This window comes from Mycobacterium sp. (genome assembly GCF_965229105.1).
Lineage (GTDB): Bacteria > Actinomycetota > Actinomycetes > Mycobacteriales > Mycobacteriaceae > Mycobacterium.
Window position 1 is genome coordinate 5,672,110 of record NZ_OZ245858.1, and the last position, 15,398, is coordinate 5,687,507.

Genomic DNA, 15,398 nt, shown 5'->3' on the forward strand with positions numbered 1-15,398 from the left:
GTGCTACAAACGATTCTCAACTACTTCGGCATCGCGGTATTCGCGGCTTCGGGCTCAATAGTTGGTGTTCGCAAGGGTTTCGACCTGTTCGGGATCGCGGCGCTGGGGATCTTGACCGGCGTCGGCGGCGGCGTCCTGCGCGATATCTTCCTCGATGTCACCCCGCCCACTTCCATCGAGCACTGGCCCAACATCACGGTCTGCCTCGTTGCGGTGGCGGTGACCACTCCGCTCGCCAAGACGTTCCTGCGGATGAGCCGACCGGTGCTGGTGGCCGACGCGATCGGGATGGGATTCTTTGCCACCGCCGGTGCGGCCATCGCAGTCGACCACGGTGCGTCCTGGTTCGCGGCGGCCTTGCTCGGGATGATCACCGCCGTCGGCGGCGGTGTCCTGCGCGACGTGCTCGCCAGGGAAATACCGCTGCTGATGGGGCCCGACGACCTCTACGCCGTGCCGGCGATGCTGGGATCGATCACCTACGTGGTGATCGACTATTTCGGTCCGCAGTGGATAGGTGTGGCCGTCGGCGCTGTGGTGGCCACCGTGCTGCGGCTGGCCGCACTGGCCTTCAATTGGAGGTTGCCCACTGGCCCAAGGGATTTGATCGCGGGCAGTTAGGGGCACTGCCATTCGTCCCCACGGCCGGGGACCAACGACCCTGGTAGCGCCGAGCATCACCGGAAACAATCGCAGTCGGCGACGGAAACGGTGGTGATAATGCCTCATCAGGTGGTGGATACCGATCTCATCAAATGCGCGGTCGAGCTGGCCTCTCGGGCGCCGTCACTGCACAACACCCAACCCTGGCAGTGGGTCACCGACGGACACGAGCTGCGGCTGTACGTCGCCCGGGGACGCACCGTCCGGCATACCGACAGCTCCGGGCGCGAGGCGTTGATCAGCTGTGGGGCCATGCTGGATCACGTACGGGTGGCGCTGGCCGCGGCGGGTCGACGCACGATCATCGAGCGATTCCCCAGCCCGGACAACGCCGAACACCTGGCGACACTGACCTTGAGCCCTCTGGACTATCCGGCAGATTCCGCCCAGCTCATCGCCGACGCGATCGTGGTGCGACGCACTGACCGGCTACCGTTTCGGGCCCCGGTGAATTTCGGACCGGTCGAATCGGCCTTACGGCAGGCGCTGGCCACCACCAAGGTGCGCCTGGATGTGCTGGTGGACGAAGAACGGCCAGATCTCGTCGAGGCATCGCGCGTGAATGAGGCCGCCCGTCGCCTCGATCCTGGCTACCACGACGACCTCGACTGGTGGACAGCGCCTTTCGGGCTGGATTCCGGGATACCGCGCACCTCGTTACCTTCGGTGCCCGAAGCGGATCGGGTTGAGATAAACCGGCACTTCCCGGTCGGCCCGGCCGGGGACCGACGGCCGGCAATCACCCACGACGAGTCCTTGGTGCTTGCCTTGTCGACCCCGGACGACTCCCGTGCGGCCGCCCTGGAGTGTGGTGAGGCACTGTCGCAGGTATTACTTGAGTGCACGTTGGCCGGCCTGGCCACCTGCACTGTCACCCATCTGACCGAAGACCCGTCGGCACGGAAAGTGCTGGCCACGTTGATCGGCCATGCCGGGGTACCTCAGTTGCTCATCCGGGTCGGACGGGTACCTGCCTTCGATCACGGCACACCGACGACACCGCGTCGGCCGATATCCGATATTTTGTCGATTCGGTTCTGAGAGCTGTTAATTCGCGCTGACGTCGTCCAGCACCGGGGTGCCGCGACGCAGCGTGCGGCCCAGGAAGAAGTCCGGGCTACGGAACCGCATGATCATCATCAACACTGCCCCCAGAAGCAGGATGCCGAAGCCGAGAAAGAACACCAGGCCGATGCCGCCGATGGCGGTCCCGCTGCCGTTCTCCGGGTTCATGCTCTCTTTGATCGAGATGACGAACACCGCGGCCAACATGATGCCGCCCAGCAGCGGGAAGAGCAGTTTGAACACGACGTTGTGGACGTTGGCGAACAGCTCGCGACGGAAATACCAGATACACGCGAACGCCGTGATGCCGTAGTACCAGCAGATCATGATGCCCAGTGCGGCAATGGTATCCAGCAGGATCGACTCCGAGAGCAGGCTGACCACGGTGTAGAACACACCGGTGACGACACCTGCTGTCACGGTACTGAAGGCAGGTACCAGGAACCGCGGGCTTACTTCGGCGAACTTCTTCGGGAAAGCGCCGTAGGCGCCCATCGCCAGCATCGCCCTGGCTGCCGGCAGGAAGGTGGTCTGCAAGCTGGCCACTGATGACGCCAGCACCGCGAGGAACAACAACGGCCCACCCCATGAGCCGAGCACCGGGTCGGCCAGCGCGCCGAAGACGTTATCGGCGTTCTCCTCATTGCCCAGGCCGAGGCCTTCCTCCTCCACCCCGGCGTACATCATCACCGCGACGGCGACCAGCAGATAGGTCAGCAAAATGGTGACCACGCAAAGCAATCCGGCTCGACCGGGCACTTTGGTCGGGTCCTTGGACTCCTCACCGAGGGTCAGGCAGGTGTCCCAGCCCCAGAACGCGAATATCGAACCGGTGACGCCAATGATGAAGGCGCCGATCGCAAGCCCGGAGAACGGATCGAACCAGCCCAGGTCGAAACTCAGGCCGGCCGGGGCGTCACCGGCGCCGACATGGACCAGGGCGGTGACGGCGAATGCCACCAACACGGTCATCTGAAATCCGACCAGCACGTATTGAACCCGCTCGCTGGTCGTGATGCCGCGACTGGCGATCAGGGTGGCGATCGCCAGAAAAACCAAGGTGGTGACGATGTTGATCGCTTTGTTGCTCGCCAGCTCGGCGATATCAGGGTTGTTGAGCACCCGCCCGATGAACAGATAGAAGAACTCCACAGCGATCGCAGCCAGATTGGACAACACAATGATGGTGGCGATCACCATGCCCCAACCGCACATCCAACCGACGTAGGGGCCGAATGCCTTGGTGGACCAGGTAAATGACGCGCCGCAGTCTGGGGCCCGGGAATTCAACTCACGATAGGCGTAGGCAGTCAGGAACATCGGGATGAAGCCGGCGATCAGGATCGCAGGCATCTTCAATCCGACGGCCGCGACGATCAGGCCGATACTTGCGGTCAGCGTGTAGCCGGGTGCCACCGATGAAATACCAAGGATGGCACCGGAGAAGGTGCCGACCTTACCGGCGGCCAGCCCTTTCGAGACCACCCCGGACTGTTCCTCGATCACTGTGAGGCCATCGGCTGCGGCATCGGTCATGGTAGGTCCTCCTCGGTGAACTGCTCCCTGGGTACGACAACCATCGGAACTTCCAGAACCCGCAGCATCTTGGCCGCCGTCGAACCAAGGAACAGTCGGCGCGGTGCGCCAAGGCGACTGGACCCGACCATGATGATATCGCCGTCGCGCCATTCGAGCTTGTTGACCGCGGCCTCGACGGTCGGACCGTCGACGATCGTCGATTCCACCGGGAAGCCTTCCGGTAGAGCATCTTTGGCCGATTCCAAGGTCTGGGTGGCGTGTGCGATGGCCCGGTCGCGGACCGAATCGTTGTCACCGCGCAGCGATCCGTACATGGGGTCGAGGGCCACCAGCGACACCAGCCGCAGTGGCGTACCTGCCGCCGCGCTGGCGCGTACCGCCGTCTCCAACAACAGGTCGGCACCCGTGCGTTGCCCCAGCGCACACGTCACCTCCCGCACGCGGTCGATCTTCGAGTAGCGGGTACCGCGCGGTGCGAGCGCCAGGGGCACCGGCGAGGAGTACAGCAGATCGGCGGTGACCGATCCGATGGTGTAGCGGCCCATCAGTCCGTCATGGGCCGCACCGACGACGATGGCTTCGGCTTCCAACCTGGCGGCCTGCTGGATCAGTCCCTCGGCGAAGGACTCGTTGAAGCTGATATGGGTGTCTACCTCGATATCCTCGGGCACTCCTGCGGCCGCGTCGTCGAGCCACTTCTGTGCCTGATCGGCCAGGATCTGGTCGTAGCCACCGACAGTGACGAGGCCGGGCAGCACCCGGTCCGGCGGCAGCACGATGCACAGATCGATGCGCGCCTCCAGCGTCCGGGCCAGCCGGATTCCGAGCGTCAGTCCGTCGTCACCACTTGGGGTGGCGAGGTAACCAACTATGAGTCTCATCAGCGTCTACCACCTATCCCGCACCGCGTTGTACGGACGTTCCGCAGCCATCCTGTCAACGCGGGCCGCGGTTCACCGGCGTTCGCGGATATTCGGCTGCTCCAACCGAACCCGGTTGCATCCGCGCACCGCCTACCCCGTGTAGGTGGCGACACCGTCCTCCAGAACCAACCGGGCACCGGAGCCGTCAGGCGCCGACGCCTCGGTGGTGAACACTGCCTGCCCGGGTTCGGTACGCCAGATCGATGTCGTCAACGTCTCGCCCGGGAAAACAGGTGAGGTGAACCGCGCTTTGATCCCGGTGATCCGCGAGGCATCGCCCTGACCGAGGTCGGCGAGTATTGCCCGGCCGGCGAAACCATAGGTGCAGAGCCCGTGCATGATCGGCTGCGGGAACCCGGCCAGGGTCTGCGCGAACCACGGATCGCTGTGCAACGGATTGCGATCACCGGAGAGCCGGTAGATCAGCGGCTGATCCTCCCTGGTGGGCATCGTCGTCCGGGAATCGGCCGCGCGGTCAGGAATCTCCGGCGCCGCGGCGCGCTCACCGGGCACGCCGCCGAAACCGCCCGCCTTGCGGATCACGAACGTCGACAACGTCTCGACGATCGGTTCGGAGGTCGCCGGGTCGGTGCCGGTGGCACGCACCACGATGATGGCGTTCTTACCCTCGCCCTTGTCCTGAATGTCGGCGACTTCCGAGGTAACCGTCAGCGTCCCGGCCGCAGGCAGCGGCGCGTGCAGGATGATCTCCTGCGATCCGTGCAGCAGTAGGCCGAAGTTGAAGTCACCCACCTTGGCCATCGCCGGGAACCCCATGCAGGCGATGACGGCGTAGGTCGGCAGAACCTGCTGCGGGATGTCGTGGCTGTTGTCGGTGGTGAAGGCCAGGTCCGCCGTGCCACAGCCGACGCCGAGGGCGTAGAGCATGGTGTCGCGGTCTGTCCAGGTAAACGTGTGCGGGTCCGCTGTTGCGCCAACGGCGTTGGGATCGATCGGCATGGTCTGACCCTATCGGGGCCGGGATTAGCGCAGACCCGGTTCGGTGCCCGCAGAACGGCCATGGCTACATAAAGGTCGTGACGGAGTCGTTGAAGGACATTCTGGACCTGTTCGCTTTAGAGGATGTCGGGGGCGGAACCTACATCGGTCCGCAGCCAACCGTTGGCGACCGGGTGCGGGTGTATGGCGGCCAGGTGATCGGGCAGGCGATGATGGCCGCCGCACGCACGGCGCCTGCGCGCCAGATTCACAGTCTGCACGTCTCGTTTCTGCGGCCGGGCAATCCGCGGGCGCCGCTGCAATATGACGTGGTCACGCTGCGGGAGGGCCGGACGTTTTCCACTCGACGGGTCTCCACCAGGCAGGGCGGTGTGCTGATCATGGAGGCTGTGCTGTCCTTCATCGAAGCGATCGACGGCGACGACTACCAGCAGCCGATGCCAGAGGTGGCAGCGCCGGAAACGTTGATCCCGATCGCCGACCAACTCGCGCCATACTCCGGTGAGGCTTACAGCACACAGGTCAGGCACCCGGCCTTCGAGATGCGCTATATCGACCCCCCGCCCCGCATCTCGGTGGATGGGCCACCGCCGGCCGAGGCGGTCTGCCGGTTGTGGATACGGGCCGACGAGGTGGTGCCGCCGAACGTGCACCGCGATCCGTTGCTGGCGAACTGCCTGCTGGCCTATGTCAGCGACTGGTCGATTCTCGATGCGGTACAGGTCGGCGTCGGCAAGACGTGGCAGACACTCGAACAGATGGCCTCGCTCGATCATGCGATGTGGTTTCACCGGCCGGTCGATTTCTCCGACTGGTTGCTCTATGACCAGCGGTCATCGAGTGCGGTCGGAGGCAGAGGTCTGGGGTTTGGTGCGATCTACAACCGCGCCGGCGCACTGGTATGTACCGTGACCCAGGAGGGATATCTGGGCAGGCCGAAAAGACGGAGCTAGATGCCACACCTAACTCGAAGAGTTCTTGGCAAAGCGGCCGCGGTCGCTGCGGCTGCGATCGTGCTCGGCGCGTGCAGCTCCACGCCGCCCGCGCCTCGGTCGATCACTCTGACCTTCGTTCGGCATGGCGAATCGGAGGCCAACGCCGCCGGCGTGATCGACACCGCGGTGCCTGGCCCTGGTCTCACCGAGAAAGGTGAACAGGAGGCGCAGCAGGTCGCAAATGAACTGCGCGGCAATGATTATGACGGCATCTACGCCTCAGCATTGCTTCGCGCCCAGGAAACTGCCGCACCACTTGCCAAAGATCTCGACAAGCAGGTACAGGTGCTGCCGGGGCTCAATGAAATAGCGGCAGGTCGGTTCGAGGGACAATCCGGCGGTGCCGCGTTGTTGGCCTATTTCATGGCGCCGGCGGCCTGGCTCAAAGGCGACCGCAACGCGGCGATTCCCGAGTCGATCAACGGCAACCAGTTCAATAACGACTTCACCACAGCGGTCCAGAAGATCTACGACAGCGGCGATAAAAATCCCATCGCCTTCGCCCATAGTGCGTCGATCATGCTGTGGACATTGATGAATGTGAAGAACGGCAGAAACAATCTGCTGACCGACCATTCCCTGCCGAATGTGGGTCGCGTGGTGATTCAGGGCAACCCCGTCACCGGGTGGAGGCTGGTCAATTGGGATGGGATCACCGACTTCGGCGCCTAGCCTTTCCTGCGCGTTGCGCGATCGGGCAACAGGCTGTTGACGTTTGCCCAGTGACCGGCCACGATGGCTCGCATGCATTATGTCGTTACCGGCGGTACCGGGTTTATCGGCAGCCGGGTGATCACCCGGATACTGGAGACCGAACCCGACGCACTGGTGTGGGTGCTGGTCCGTCGCGAGTCACTGGCCCGCTTCGAGCGTCTCGTTCATCGGTGGGGTGAGCGCGCCAAACCGCTGGTCGGTGACCTGACCGCGGTTGGCCTTGGACTGTCCGATCAGACCGTCGGCGAGTTGGACTCCGTCGACGCGGTGGTGCACTGCGCGGCAATCTACGACATCACCGCAGGGGAAGCCGAGCAGCGGGCCGCCAATGTCGAGGGCACGCGCGCGGTGATCGGCCTGGCCACGACGCTGGACGCCACACTGCACCACGTGTCATCGATCGCGGTGGCAGGCACCTTTCCCGGCGAGTACACCGAGAACGATTTCGATGTCGCCCAAGAGCTGCCAACGCCGTATCACCGAACGAAATTCGAGGCCGAGCAGCTGGTGCGAAGCACACCCGGGCTGCGTTATCGGGTGTATCGGCCAGCGGTGGTGGTCGGCGATTCGCACACCGGCGAGATGGACAAGGTCGACGGGCCCTACTACTTCTTCGGGGTGCTCGCCCGGCTCGCGGTGCTCCCGAAGGTGACGCCGATCGTGCTGCCCGATTCCGGTCGCACCAACATCGTGCCCGTCGACTACGTCGCCGACGCCCTGGTCGCGCTGCTGCGCTTGGGCGGTTGGGACGGTCAGACCTTCCACCTGACGGCGCCCGAGTCCATCGGTCTGCGCGGGATCTACCGCGCGCTGGCACGCACGGCCGGGCTGCCTCCGCTGCGTGCGACGCTGCCGCGAGCCGTTTCCGCGCCATTCCTGGCGGCCCGCGGGCGCGCCAAGGTGTGGCGCAATATGGCCGTCACCCAGCTCGGCATTCCCGCCGAGATTCTCGACGTCGTCGACCTGGCTCCGACGTTCACCACCGACAACACCCGAAATGCGCTGCACGGCACCGGAATCACGGTGCCCGACTTTGCCTCGTACGCACCTGCACTGTGGCGGTACTGGGCCCAGCATCTCGACCCGGACCGCGCCCGTCGCAACGAGGTGTCTGATCCACTGGCAGGTCGGCATGTCATCATCACCGGCGCCTCCAGCGGGATCGGACGGGCCTCGGCGGTCGCCGTCGCGGCGCGTGGTGCCACGGTGTTCACCCTGGCCCGCAACGCTGACGCACTTGACGATCTGGTCACCGAGATCCGTGCCGACGGCGGACAGGCCTATGCCTTTACCTGCGATGTCACCGACTCGGCATCGGTCGACCACACGGTGAAGGACATCCTCGGTCAGTTCGGCCACGTGGATTATCTGGTGAACAATGCGGGCCGCTCGATTCGTCGGTCGGTGGACGCTTCCACCGACCGGTTGCACGATTACGAGCGGGTGATGGCGGTCAACTACTTCGGTGCGGTCCGGATGGTGTTGGCGCTGTTGCCACATTGGCGGGAACGCCGGTTCGGGCATGTGGTCAATGTGTCCAGCGCGGGTGTGCAGTCCACCACCCCGCGGTACTCGGCGTATCTGCCGAGCAAGGCCGCACTCGATGCGTTCGCCGAGGTGGTGGCCACCGAAACCCTGTCAGATCACATCACTTTCACCACCATTCACATGCCGTTGGTCTCGACCCCGATGATCGCGCCGTCGCAGCGACTGAACCCCATTCCCGCGATCAGCGCCGAACATGCTGCAGCGATGGTGGTGCGTGGACTGGTCGACAAGCCGGTCCGGATCGACACCCCGTTGGGCACCCTGGCCGACGCCGGGCGGTATCTCACCCCGAAGTTGTCGCGGCGCGTGCTGCATCAGGTGTATCTGGGATATCCGGACTCGGCGGCCGCCCGCGGGGTGGATACTGCGGAACCGACGGCCGAACGACCCCAGAGAATCAGGCGCCCGAAACCCCCCGCGCGTGCGGTGCGCGGGCTTCGGGTGCCGCGACCGGTGAAGTCGGTGGTACGGCGGGTGCCCGGGGTGCACTGGTAACGCACGCGTCAGTACAGGCGGTGGTGTGACGGTAGGGTCTGCGGAATGACCGCTGCGGCAGGCCCATCCGCGGTGTCTCCGCTTCCGGTTTTCGCCGACGTCGACACCGGCGTGGACGATGCTTTTGCACTGGCCTATCTGCTGGCCAGCGACGATGCGGAACTTGTCGGCGTCGCCTCGACCGCAGGCAACGTTCCGGTAGACCAGGTATGCCGCAACAACCTCGGCCTTTTCGAACTCTTGCAGGTCTCCGGCGTGCCGGTGTCCTGCGGCGCGGCCCAGCCGTTGAGCACACCGTTGCGCACGGCGGAGGACACCCACGGCCCGGCCGGGTTGGGGTACGCCGAACTGCCGCCCACCGATCGGGTGGCGACCACCCACGATTCCGCCGAAGCGTGGGTGCTGGCAGCGCACGCCTATCCCGGCGAGCTGGTCGGCCTGGTCACCGGGCCGTTGACCAACCTCGCGTTGGCACTGCGCGCCGAACCGGCACTGCCCACCTTGCTGCGACGGTTGGTGATCATGGGCGGGGCTTTCGACTACCGCGGTAACACGACCCCGGTGTCGGAGTGGAATATCGCCGTCGATCCCGAGGCTGCGGCAGAAGTTTTCGCCGCCTGGGGTAACGCCGAGATTCCCGGAGTCGCCGAGCGTCCCATCGTGTGCGGCCTGAATCTCACCGAGAACATTGCACTGACCCCGGCGATCCTGGCGCGGTTGGCCTCAGCGGCTGACTCTCACACCATGACCATGAGCGTGCTCGACGAACGGGGTTCCCGTTCGTCGGCGCCCAACCCTTTGATCCGGGTTCTCGAAGACGCGGTGCGGTTCTACTTCGAGTTCCACTTCGACCAGGGCGAAGGCTATCTGGCGCACTTACACGACCCCTTCGCCGCCGCCGTGGCGCTGGACCCCTCGCTGGTGACGACCCGGACGACCACCGTCGATGTCGAACTGGACGGCACCCTGACCAGGGGTATGACGATCGCCGACTGGAACGGACATTGGGGACGCCCACCCAACGCGGCGATCGCCATCTCCGGTCCAGCTGGGGCCGGAGCGGCAGGAGCCACCGAACCGCTGCCGACGGTGTTCTTCGACCGGTTCATCGAACGGGTCGGGCCGTATGCCCGCCGATTCGGCTGATCAACTTCATCTGGGGCTACTCATAAACCCCCTCCACATACCATCGACTACGCCGGTAGCACAGCAGCAGTGCAGGACCGGATTCGCTTGCAGCGGAGTCACTTTCCAACAAGACTTGAACACGCGCGGTACGACCTGCCTGCTCCGCTTTGGGGTCCCACCAGCGTTCGTCGACCGGCCACGGCCCTGCCCACCACCGCAACCGGCCGGCGTGGGTAGGACAACGCGACTCTGCCGGGGAATCCAGCTTCGCCGGTTCGGCTGAGAACAGGCCGCGTCCGGTGACCCGGACCGGATTACCTTGCACATCAAGCAGTTCCACCGGGTCATCGAGCAGCACCGTCGGCGACGGCTCCGGTAACCGCCCCGGCCACGGCTGGTTGGGGTCGGCACGCGGAACAAGTTCGTCGCCCAACGGGGTGAGGGTGATGCGCTCGGCAGGTCCACGACCACCGCTGAGCACCGGTATCTGCACGGCTTCGGGACCAAGGAGACCCTGCACCCGGATCAGCGCACGTCTGGCCCGCAGCCGGTCATCGTCACCGGCGCCACCCCACAGCGGCAGTTGCAGCGCACCAGCGGAAACCACTTCCACCGGCTGCAACCGCAGGGTGGTGATGGGAGCAGTCGGCCTGTCGCCGGCGTTGCGCCTGTTCAGCCAGCCATCCAACTGCCAACGGACCCGATCGGACGTGGCGTCCTCGGTCAACGGCTCAGCGCACCGCCACACCCGGCTCAGTTCTTCTCCGTTAGCGGTGACGGCGTGAATGGCGAGCCTGGTGCAGCCGACACCGGCCGACTCCAGGGTTCGGTGTAGTTGACCGGCCAATGATCGCCCGGCGAACGCGGCGGCATCGATCCGGTCGATCGGCGGGTCGCAGTCCAGAACGGCATCCAGCTCAGCTGGTGGTTCACGCCCCGACGGGCCCCGCATCGGCTCGGCACGGGCAAGCCGATGCGCCAGCATCGCATCCGCGCCGAATCGCGACACGACATCAGCCCGCGACAGCGCCGCGAACTGCCCCATGGTGCGAACCCCCATGCGCCACAACAGGTCCACCAGGTCATCGCGGCCGGCTGCGGACAGGCTTGGCTCGGTTGCCAGCTGTCGAATCGACAAAGCAGACAGGAACACCGCATCCCCGCCCGGTTCGATGACCTGACCGGCACGGGCCGCGAAAACAGCGGTGGGCAGTTGATCGGCGATCCCGACCTGACATTCGGCGCCTGCCGTCGCCACCGCGTCGACCAGCTTCTCCGCGGCAGCGTGTTCGGATCCGAAATAGCGCGCCGCCCCGCGAACCGACAGCACCAGGAGCCCGGGACGCAGCACCTCCGCGCGCGGCACCAGATCGTCCACCGCGACTGTCACCCCTTCGAAGAAGCGGGCATCACGACCGGGGTCGGCGGCGACCACATGCAGTTGCGGACAACGGGCCTGCGATTCCCGCCTGCGCAGCCCGCGACGCACTCCGGCCGAGCGGGCTGCCGACGAACAAGCGATCACCCGGTTGGCCAACGTCACCGCCACCGGGGCAGTTGCCGGTAACCCGGCCGCCGCCGCAGCCGCCACCGCAGGCCAGTCCATGCACCAGATCGCCAGAACCCTCGAGGACATGTCAACCCACCCTGGTGCTCACCCGTGTTCCAGGCCCGACAATCCGCCCCCTGGCCCGCATCGCCAACCGCACCCGGCTGATCCGGCCGAAACCGGGCACCGGACCACCTGACATCTCGTACCCGCAGACCCTGGCGTCCAGCCGGATCGGGGCGCCCTGCCAATCGCCACCGGTGACCAGCAGGGTGCACCCTTTGTGCTGGGCGCGAGCCGTCACCGCCCTGGCTCGGGTCGGCGCTACCGTGCGCCCGCCCAGGCCCAGCACCACCAGGTCCATCCCGTCCATCAGCACGGCGGCGATTTCGACCGGATCGGTCCCCGGATTGGGGATCATCGCCAACCGGCTCAGGTCAGCCCCCATCTCCGCGGCGGCCAGAAGACCGGCGCCGGCGTGGCCGACGATCGCCACATGTCCGCCCGCAGCAGTCACCGCGGCCGCCATGCTCAGTGGAAGCGACCGAGCCCCTGACAGCACAGCCACCACCCCCCTCGGCAACCCGGCGGGCAGCAGTTCCACCAGCGATTCGGGCACTGGTAGCAAACTTTCTGAGCCGGGAAGCACCTCGCTGTTGCTATCCTGACCGCGGCGGCCGGCACCCACCTTCCCGGAGACGGCCGCCATCTGACGACGCAGCTGTTGTAGCTGCTCAGCGCGGTCATTTCGCGGTTGATCGAGAGCAAGTGCCGCCGTCATCGCCCACCTCCCAGCACGGTCAATTGTTCCTGTGTTCGAATATATGTTCGATACGGCGAGTAAACACCCACCCACCGACAGCGTCAAGCCATCGAAAGACGCCAGATGCCGACGGTGCGGATGGGGCGGAAGAGTCGATCGGGCCGTCAAATATTCACTGAGCAATGTCTTCGTTTGCCAATGTTGTCATTGACAAATGTCACTATTTGCCGTTGCATTCGACATGCCCACCGAGCCAGACAGGAGGCCGCGGATGCCAGCACCGGTACCGTCACCGACCCAGCTACCAACGAACCCGAACGGCACTGCGATACGGGGCTCGATTCGCTCTCGCATCGCGGCGGATATCAGCGCCCAGACGTTGCGTCGGATCAGCGCGATGCTTCCACCGGAGCGGGCTGGAGTCTGTGGCTGTCCCGCCAGATCGTGGCGAACATCATGAACAGCTTCGGTCCGAGGATGGCGGGAACCGACGTCGAACCTGTCGACGTCACGCTGCCCGATGGTCGCCGGGTCGTCGGCGAATGGGTACGGGCCCACGGTGTCAACAGCGCCGCCGACACCGGATCGGCCATCTACTTCCTGCACGGCAGCGGATACGCGCTGTGCTCACCACGAACCCATCGACGGCTGACGTCCTGGCTGTCGAAACTGACCGGGCTGCCGGTGTTCTGCCTCGACTACCGGCTCGCCCCCCGGCACCGATTCCCCGCCGCCTCGAACGACACCCACGCCGGTTGGGACTGGCTACGTTCTGTCTGCGCACTCCCAGCACAGCGGATCGTCATCGCAGGAGACTCCGCCGGTGGTCACCTCGCCGTCGATCTGTTACTGCACAAGGCCACCCCTCGGCCCGCAGCAGTGGTGCTGTTCTCACCGCTGGCCGACCTGACGTTCCACCGGGCGCGCGAGCAGGAACGACTGCGGCCCGATCCGGCGATCAGGGCAGCCGATGCCTCCCGGCTGGTCCGGTTGTATTGCGGCGAAATCGATCCCACGCACCCACGGCTACGCCATGACGTCACCACCAGGTCGGCCCCGTTCCCCCGGACCCTGATCCAGGCCGGAGGCGCAGAGATGCTCGTCGCGGACGCACACCACCTGGCTGAGGATATTCGCGCCGGCGGCGGCGACTGCGAACTCCAGATCTGGCCCGATCAGGTGCACGTCTTCCAAGCACTACCCCGGCTGGCGCCCGAGGCCACAGCGGCCATGCGTTACGCCGCCGACTTTGTCATCGAATCCTTGGAGGCCAGCACATGTTCGGAATGACGAAACGCAGCCGAGATGGTGATGCGCTGATCACTGGCGCCGGCAGTGGCATCGGCGCGGCCTTCGCCATCGAGCTCGCCACCCGCGGAAACCGGGTGATCTGCAGCGATCTGGACATCTCCGCTGCGCAGTCCACCGTCGAAACCATCCACGACCAGGGTGGCACGGCGATCGCCCTACGCTGCGATGTCACACAGATCGATGACGTCAAAGACCTTGCCGCCCAAGCACAAACATGGTTCGACGGACCCCCGACGCTGGTCGTCAACAATGCCGGCGTCGGCGCGGGCGGGCGACCGATCGGCGATATCCCACTCGATGACTGGGCCTGGACTCTCGGGGTGAACCTGTGGGGCCCGATCCACGGCTGCCATGTGTTCACCCCGATCCTGCGCGACGCGGGCCGGGGCGGGATCATCAATGTCGCCTCCGCCGCCTCCTTTGGCGCCGCACCGGGGATGGCCGCCTACAACGTCAGCAAGGCGGCAGTGTTGTCGCTCTCGGAGACGCTGGCCGCCGAACTGTCCGGCAGCGGTGTGCATGTCACCGTGCTGTGCCCGACTTTTGTCAAGACCAATATCGTCAACGCCGGCCGCATCACCAACGAATCGTCCGACCTGGCCGACTGGCTGATGCGGTGGACCGGGATCTCCGCCGAACGCACCGCCCGGATGTGTCTGGATACCTACGACCGCGGCGGTCTGTACTGCATGCCACAACTGGACGCCAAAATCGGTTGGGGTATCAAACGTCTGGCTCCGACCACCTTCACCCGCACCGTCGGGCTGGTCTCTCGACTCGGTAGTGCTGTCAGCTCGTAACACCACACAAAAGAAAGAGGCTCATGGCTATCGATATGGACACGATGCTCGCCAAGATCAAAGACCGCCAGTGGGCACTGGCTGATATCGATTGGGATGCGCCGGGTGCGGAGACCATCAGCGACGAGTTCCGACCGAAGCTCAAGGCGTTCATGGCCGATCTGTGCTGGATCGAGAACGTCGGTGCACGCGGATTTGCGGCGCTGGCCAAGAAGGCCCCTACCCCCACCCTGGCGGAGATCTACCGTTACTTCCATGCCGAAGAGCAGCGGCACGCCAATGCCGAACTGGCCCTGATGAAACGGTGGGGCATGATCGACGGCGACGAGATGCCCGAACCAAACGTCAACATCCGGTTGGCCATCGAGTGGCTCGACGCCTACGCCGACGGGATGTCGCTGGCCATTCTGGGCACCGTCATCCCCATGCTCGAAGTGGCCTTGGACGGCGCGCTGCTGAAATTCCTGCTCGACGAGGTTGACGACCCCGTCTGCCATCAGGTGTTCGAGAAGATCAACAACGACGAATCCCGGCACATCGCCGTCGATTTCGAAGTACTGAACATGATCGGCAATGCCAGCGCCCGTAAGCTCGCCATCGAGTTCGTCGGTAACGTCGCGACACCCGGGGTGATCATCGGTGCGCTGATGTACGTCCCACTACTGAACCGGATGCGCAACAACATCGTCGGGATGGGGCTGGAACCCGAACGGCTATACAAGGCGATGCTGCGCTTCAAGGAACTCGGCAGCCGCAGTGAATACACCTGGCGGGTACCGACGTATCAGATCCTCAAGCTGCACGCCAGGATGGTGGTCAACCCGCGCAACCCGTACCACTGGGTGGCCAATCCAGCGGTCTGGGCCAGCGACCGCTACCCCCGCGCCCTGCTGCGACCGATCCCGTCCTGGTTCAAGGAACTGACCTACAAGCCGGCGGCCTGAT

Annotated in this window: 13 protein-coding genes and 1 pseudogene; 9 read left to right on the forward strand and 5 right to left on the reverse strand. The window is 65.1% G+C overall.

The genetic code is table 11. The features are described 5' to 3' along the window. Both ADBZ9O_RS26675 and ADBZ9O_RS26680 read left to right on the forward strand, forming a co-directional pair. Positions 1-621, forward strand: a complete 621-nt coding sequence (locus ADBZ9O_RS26675; protein ID WP_526526137.1) for a TRIC cation channel family protein — start codon at positions 1-3, stop codon at positions 619-621. 99 nt (positions 622-720) lie between these two features. Next, entirely contained in the window at positions 721-1,704 is a 984-nt protein-coding gene (locus tag ADBZ9O_RS26680) for an Acg family FMN-binding oxidoreductase (RefSeq protein ID WP_526526139.1), read from the forward strand. Between the two features lie 6 nt (positions 1,705-1,710). Here ADBZ9O_RS26680 and ADBZ9O_RS26685 read toward each other — a convergent pair whose 3' ends face one another. The 3 genes from ADBZ9O_RS26685 to ADBZ9O_RS26695 form a co-directional block, all read right to left on the reverse strand. Next, the gene (locus tag ADBZ9O_RS26685) at positions 1,711-3,264 is read right to left on the reverse strand and encodes an amino acid permease (protein ID WP_526526141.1); all 1,554 of its coding nucleotides are present in this window, start codon (positions 3,262-3,264) and stop codon (positions 1,711-1,713) included. Beyond that, positions 3,261-4,148, reverse strand: a complete 888-nt coding sequence (locus ADBZ9O_RS26690) for a universal stress protein (protein ID WP_526526143.1) — start codon at positions 4,146-4,148, stop codon at positions 3,261-3,263. The genes ADBZ9O_RS26685 and ADBZ9O_RS26690 overlap by 4 nt, the downstream gene beginning before the upstream one ends. Before the next feature lie 132 nt (positions 4,149-4,280). Beyond that, the gene (locus ADBZ9O_RS26695; protein ID WP_526526145.1) at positions 4,281-5,150 is read right to left on the reverse strand and encodes a MaoC/PaaZ C-terminal domain-containing protein; all 870 of its coding nucleotides are present in this window, start codon (positions 5,148-5,150) and stop codon (positions 4,281-4,283) included. A 77-nt stretch (positions 5,151-5,227) separates the two neighbouring features. Between ADBZ9O_RS26695 and ADBZ9O_RS26700 the strand changes: the two genes are divergently transcribed. From ADBZ9O_RS26700 to ADBZ9O_RS26715, 4 genes are all read left to right on the forward strand, one after another. Next, entirely contained in the window at positions 5,228-6,103 is an 876-nt protein-coding gene (locus tag ADBZ9O_RS26700) for an acyl-CoA thioesterase (RefSeq protein WP_526526146.1), read from the forward strand. Further along, the gene (locus ADBZ9O_RS26705; RefSeq protein WP_526526147.1) at positions 6,104-6,817 is read left to right on the forward strand and encodes a histidine phosphatase family protein; all 714 of its coding nucleotides are present in this window, start codon (positions 6,104-6,106) and stop codon (positions 6,815-6,817) included. Positions 6,818-6,889: 72 nt separating this feature from the next. Further along, complete coding sequence (locus tag ADBZ9O_RS26710) at positions 6,890-8,902, forward strand: SDR family oxidoreductase (protein ID WP_526526149.1); 2,013 nt, start codon at positions 6,890-6,892, stop codon at positions 8,900-8,902. 45 nt (positions 8,903-8,947) lie between these two features. Then, positions 8,948-10,048, forward strand: a complete 1,101-nt coding sequence (locus ADBZ9O_RS26715; protein WP_526526151.1) for a nucleoside hydrolase — start codon at positions 8,948-8,950, stop codon at positions 10,046-10,048. 16 nt (positions 10,049-10,064) lie between these two features. Here ADBZ9O_RS26715 and ADBZ9O_RS26720 read toward each other — a convergent pair whose 3' ends face one another. Both ADBZ9O_RS26720 and imuA' read right to left on the reverse strand, forming a co-directional pair. Next, positions 10,065-11,666, reverse strand: coding sequence for a DNA polymerase Y family protein (locus tag ADBZ9O_RS26720; protein ID WP_526526152.1), 1,602 nt, complete (start codon positions 11,664-11,666; stop codon positions 10,065-10,067). Position 11,667: 1 nt separating this feature from the next. Next, positions 11,668-12,360 (reverse strand): DnaE2-dependent mutagenesis accessory factor ImuA', encoded by a 693-nt coding sequence (gene imuA', locus ADBZ9O_RS26725; RefSeq protein WP_526526154.1) that lies wholly within the window; start codon positions 12,358-12,360, stop codon positions 11,668-11,670. A 253-nt stretch (positions 12,361-12,613) separates the two neighbouring features. Here imuA' and ADBZ9O_RS26730 point away from each other — a divergent pair. The 3 genes and pseudogenes from ADBZ9O_RS26730 to ADBZ9O_RS26740 all read left to right on the forward strand — a co-directional run bounded on the left by ADBZ9O_RS26730 (position 12,614) and on the right by ADBZ9O_RS26740 (position 15,397). Further along, positions 12,614-13,632, forward strand: a pseudogene (locus tag ADBZ9O_RS26730) (alpha/beta hydrolase). Continuing rightward, entirely contained in the window at positions 13,620-14,453 is an 834-nt protein-coding gene (locus tag ADBZ9O_RS26735; RefSeq protein ID WP_526526155.1) for an SDR family NAD(P)-dependent oxidoreductase, read from the forward strand. Before ADBZ9O_RS26730 ends, ADBZ9O_RS26735 begins: the two are co-directional and overlap by 13 nt. A 23-nt stretch (positions 14,454-14,476) precedes the next feature. Further along, positions 14,477-15,397: a ferritin-like domain-containing protein gene (locus tag ADBZ9O_RS26740; RefSeq protein ID WP_526526157.1), complete on the forward strand. Its 921-nt coding sequence runs from the start codon at positions 14,477-14,479 to the stop codon at positions 15,395-15,397. Position 15,398 lies beyond the last annotated feature (1 nt).

What these genes read in the sequence shown, in the direction of transcription:
- ADBZ9O_RS26695 (WP_526526145.1), bottom strand. Translation starts at nt 5,150, where the DNA reads ATGCCGATCGATCCCAACGCCGTTGGCGCAACAGCGGACCCGCACACG.
- ADBZ9O_RS26715 (WP_526526151.1), top strand. Translation starts at nt 8,948, where the DNA reads ATGACCGCTGCGGCAGGCCCATCCGCGGTGTCTCCGCTTCCGGTTTTC.
- ADBZ9O_RS26720 (WP_526526152.1), bottom strand. Translation starts at nt 11,666, where the DNA reads ATGTCCTCGAGGGTTCTGGCGATCTGGTGCATGGACTGGCCTGCGGTG.
- ADBZ9O_RS26690 (WP_526526143.1), bottom strand. Translation starts at nt 4,148, where the DNA reads ATGAGACTCATAGTTGGTTACCTCGCCACCCCAAGTGGTGACGACGGA.
- ADBZ9O_RS26735 (WP_526526155.1), top strand. Translation starts at nt 13,620, where the DNA reads ATGTTCGGAATGACGAAACGCAGCCGAGATGGTGATGCGCTGATCACT.
- ADBZ9O_RS26705 (WP_526526147.1), top strand. Translation starts at nt 6,104, where the DNA reads ATGCCACACCTAACTCGAAGAGTTCTTGGCAAAGCGGCCGCGGTCGCT.
- ADBZ9O_RS26740 (WP_526526157.1), top strand. Translation starts at nt 14,477, where the DNA reads ATGGCTATCGATATGGACACGATGCTCGCCAAGATCAAAGACCGCCAG.
- ADBZ9O_RS26685 (WP_526526141.1), bottom strand. Translation starts at nt 3,264, where the DNA reads ATGACCGATGCCGCAGCCGATGGCCTCACAGTGATCGAGGAACAGTCC.
- ADBZ9O_RS26680 (WP_526526139.1), top strand. Translation starts at nt 721, where the DNA reads ATGCCTCATCAGGTGGTGGATACCGATCTCATCAAATGCGCGGTCGAG.
- ADBZ9O_RS26710 (WP_526526149.1), top strand. Translation starts at nt 6,890, where the DNA reads ATGCATTATGTCGTTACCGGCGGTACCGGGTTTATCGGCAGCCGGGTG.
- imuA' (WP_526526154.1), bottom strand. Translation starts at nt 12,360, where the DNA reads ATGACGGCGGCACTTGCTCTCGATCAACCGCGAAATGACCGCGCTGAG.